Raw genomic sequence first — 2,754 nt, 5'->3', positions numbered from 1 at the left:
GCGCTCGACCTGGCGCAGCTTGCTGTTCTCGGAAGGATCGCAAAGCGTGATCGCGATGCCGTCCATGCCGTTGCGGCCGGTACGTCCGATGCGGTGGACGTAGCTCTCGGCTTCATCAGGCAGGTCGAAATTCACGACATGGCTGATGCCGGGGACGTCGATGCCGCGCGCCGCAATGTCGGTCGCCACCAGAATGCGCACCGAGCCGTCGCGGAAATCGTTCAGCGCTTTCTGGCGGGCATTCTGCGACTTGTTGCCGTGGATGACGGCGGCCTTGAAGCCGTCGCGCTCTAGGTCCTTGGTCACCCTGTCGGCACCATGCTTGGTGCGCGAGAAGATGATGACGGACTTCATCGCCTCGTCGGCGAGCATCGTCGACAGAACCTGGCGCTTCTGCTTGGTGCGGGCAAAGACGACGCCCTGCACGATCTCGGCCGCCGCCGTGCTTTGCGGCGCGACTTCGACGCGGATCGGGTTCTTCAGCAGGCCCTTGGCCAGTTCGGCGATTTCATTGGGCATGGTCGCCGAGAACAGCACCGTCTGACGGTCGGGCGCCGTCGCCTTGGCGATGCGCTTGACGTCGTTGATGAAGCCCATGTCGAGCATGCGGTCGCCTTCGTCGAGCACCAGCCATTTGGTGTCGGCAAGCACGAGGTCGCCCTCACGCACAAGGTCGGTCAACCGGCCGGGCGTGGCGATCAGGATGTCGACGCCGGGAGCAACCTTCTTCACCTGACTGAAGCGGGACACGCCGCCGAGCACGAGCGCGGTCGAGACATGCGCACCCTTGGCGAGGATCTTGATCGTGTCTTCGATCTGCACGGCGAGTTCGCGCGTCGGCGCCAGAATCAGCGCACGCGCCGTCTTCGGCCGGCGCTTGGTGCCAAGCGCAATGATCTTCGACAAGATCGGCAGCGCGAAGGCCGCGGTCTTGCCGGAGCCGGTCTGGGCGATGCCGAAAATGTCACGGCCTTCCATCTGAGGGGGGATCGCCTGTGCCTGGATCGGCTTCGGCTCGGCGAAGCCGGCGTTGTGGGTGGCCTTGAGCAGCGCGCCCGTAATACCCAGTGCCGCGAAACCGGTGAGTTCCGCAGTGCTACCGGGCAAAGTGTTTTCGTTGGTCAAAATAATCTTCTTTCACGCGGCTTCTGGCCGCAAACATCGATGGCGGCAGGGCGCAACCTGCCGTCGAAAAATCTGTGATGAACGACAAGGCGGGCGGACGTATTCGTCCACTCGGCTGCGCTGTCGTGCCCGCAGGCATCATGCCACGGGGCTTTTTCACCGCTTTGTGATTTACCGGAAAAAGGGCCGATATACCGGAAAGAGGGAAAACAGACGCAACCAGTCTCATTCGTCGAGAAGGCCGGATTCGTTCCCGGCCCAAGCGCCTATGGGCTGCATATGGCTGAGTTCGCCGCCAAATGCAAGGGGCGTCATGCTGCAGCGCAACAAAACCCGTGGCGCAAGCGGCGCTTGCGCTCGCTTGCCGGCACGATTACCACGAAATGCCACTGGCTTGGGAGGTAATCGATGAAAGACGTTCTCAAGGAACTCGAGCGCCGCCGCGAGATTGCCCGCATGGGCGGCGGCCAGGCTCGCATCGATGCCCAGCACAAGAAGGGCAAGCTCACCGCGCGCGAACGCATCGAGGTGTTTCTCGACGAGGGCTCGTTCGAGGAATTCGACATGTATGTCGAGCACCGCTCGACCGACTTCGGCATGGAGAACACCAAGATCGCCGGCGACGGCGTCGTCACCGGCTGGGGCACCGTCAACGGCCGCCCGGTCTACCTCTTCGCCAAGGACTTTACCGTATTCGGGGGCTCGCTGTCGGAAGCGCATGCCGAGAAGGTCATCAAGGTGCAGGAGATGGCGCTGCGCAACCGGGCGCCGATCATCGGCCTCTACGATGCTGGCGGCGCGCGCATCCAGGAAGGCGTGGCAGCACTCGGCGGCTATGCCGAGATCTTTCAGCGCAACGTGCTGGCCTCAGGCGTCATTCCGCAGATTTCCGTCATCATGGGACCGTGCGCCGGCGGCGACGTCTATTCGCCTGCCATGACCGACTTCATCTTCATGGTGCGCGACACTTCCTACATGTTCGTCACCGGACCGGATGTGGTGAAGACCGTGACCAACGAGACGGTGACCGCCGAGAGCCTCGGCGGCGCTTCCGTCCATACGACGAAATCGTCGATCGCCGACGGAGCCTATGACAATGACGTCGAGGCGCTGCTGCAGATGCGCCGGCTGGTCGACCTGCTGCCGGCTTCCAACACATCGGAGCTTCCCGAGATCGAATGCTACCAGTCGGTCACCGACCATGATTTGTCGCTCGACCGGCTGATTCCCGACAACGCCAACAAGCCCTACGACATCAAGGAACTGATCATGAAAGTTGCCGACGAAGGCGACTTCTTCGAAATCCAGCAGAACTTCGCCAAGAACATCGTCACCGGGTTCGGGCGCGTCGAGGGCCGCACCGTCGGCTTCGTCGCCAACCAGCCGATGGTGCTGGCCGGCGTGCTCGATTCCGACGCCAGCCGCAAGGCGGCCCGTTTCGTGCGCTTCTGCGACTGTTTTTCGATCCCGATCGTCACCTTCGTCGATGTCCCCGGCTTCCTGCCTGGCACCGCGCAGGAATATGGCGGGCTGATCAAGCATGGCGCGAAACTCCTGTTCGCCTATGCCGAGGCCACCGTACCGAAGATCACCGTCATCACCCGCAAAGCCTATGGCGGCGCCTATGAC

At 62.6% G+C, this 2,754-nt stretch carries 2 protein-coding genes; one reads left to right on the top strand and one right to left on the bottom strand.

Translation table 11 applies throughout. The annotated features are described in order from the left end of the window. The coding region (locus EN906_RS29855) for a DEAD/DEAH box helicase (protein ID WP_164777462.1) at positions 1-1,125 on the bottom strand (1,125 nt) is incomplete at its 3' end. Positions 1,126-1,533: 408 nt separating this feature from the next. Between EN906_RS29855 and EN906_RS29850 the strand changes: the two genes are divergently transcribed. Continuing rightward, positions 1,534-2,754, top strand: a 1,221-nt coding sequence (locus tag EN906_RS29850) for an acyl-CoA carboxylase subunit beta (protein ID WP_164777461.1), incomplete at its 3' end; no start/stop codon positions are given.

Origin of the sequence: Mesorhizobium sp. M7A.F.Ca.CA.004.06.1.1 (genome assembly GCF_003999135.1) — a bacterium.
GTDB lineage: Bacteria > Pseudomonadota > Alphaproteobacteria > Rhizobiales > Rhizobiaceae > Mesorhizobium.
The sequence above is the reverse complement of the archived record's forward strand: the minus strand, read 5'-3'. Positions and strand labels throughout refer to the sequence as shown.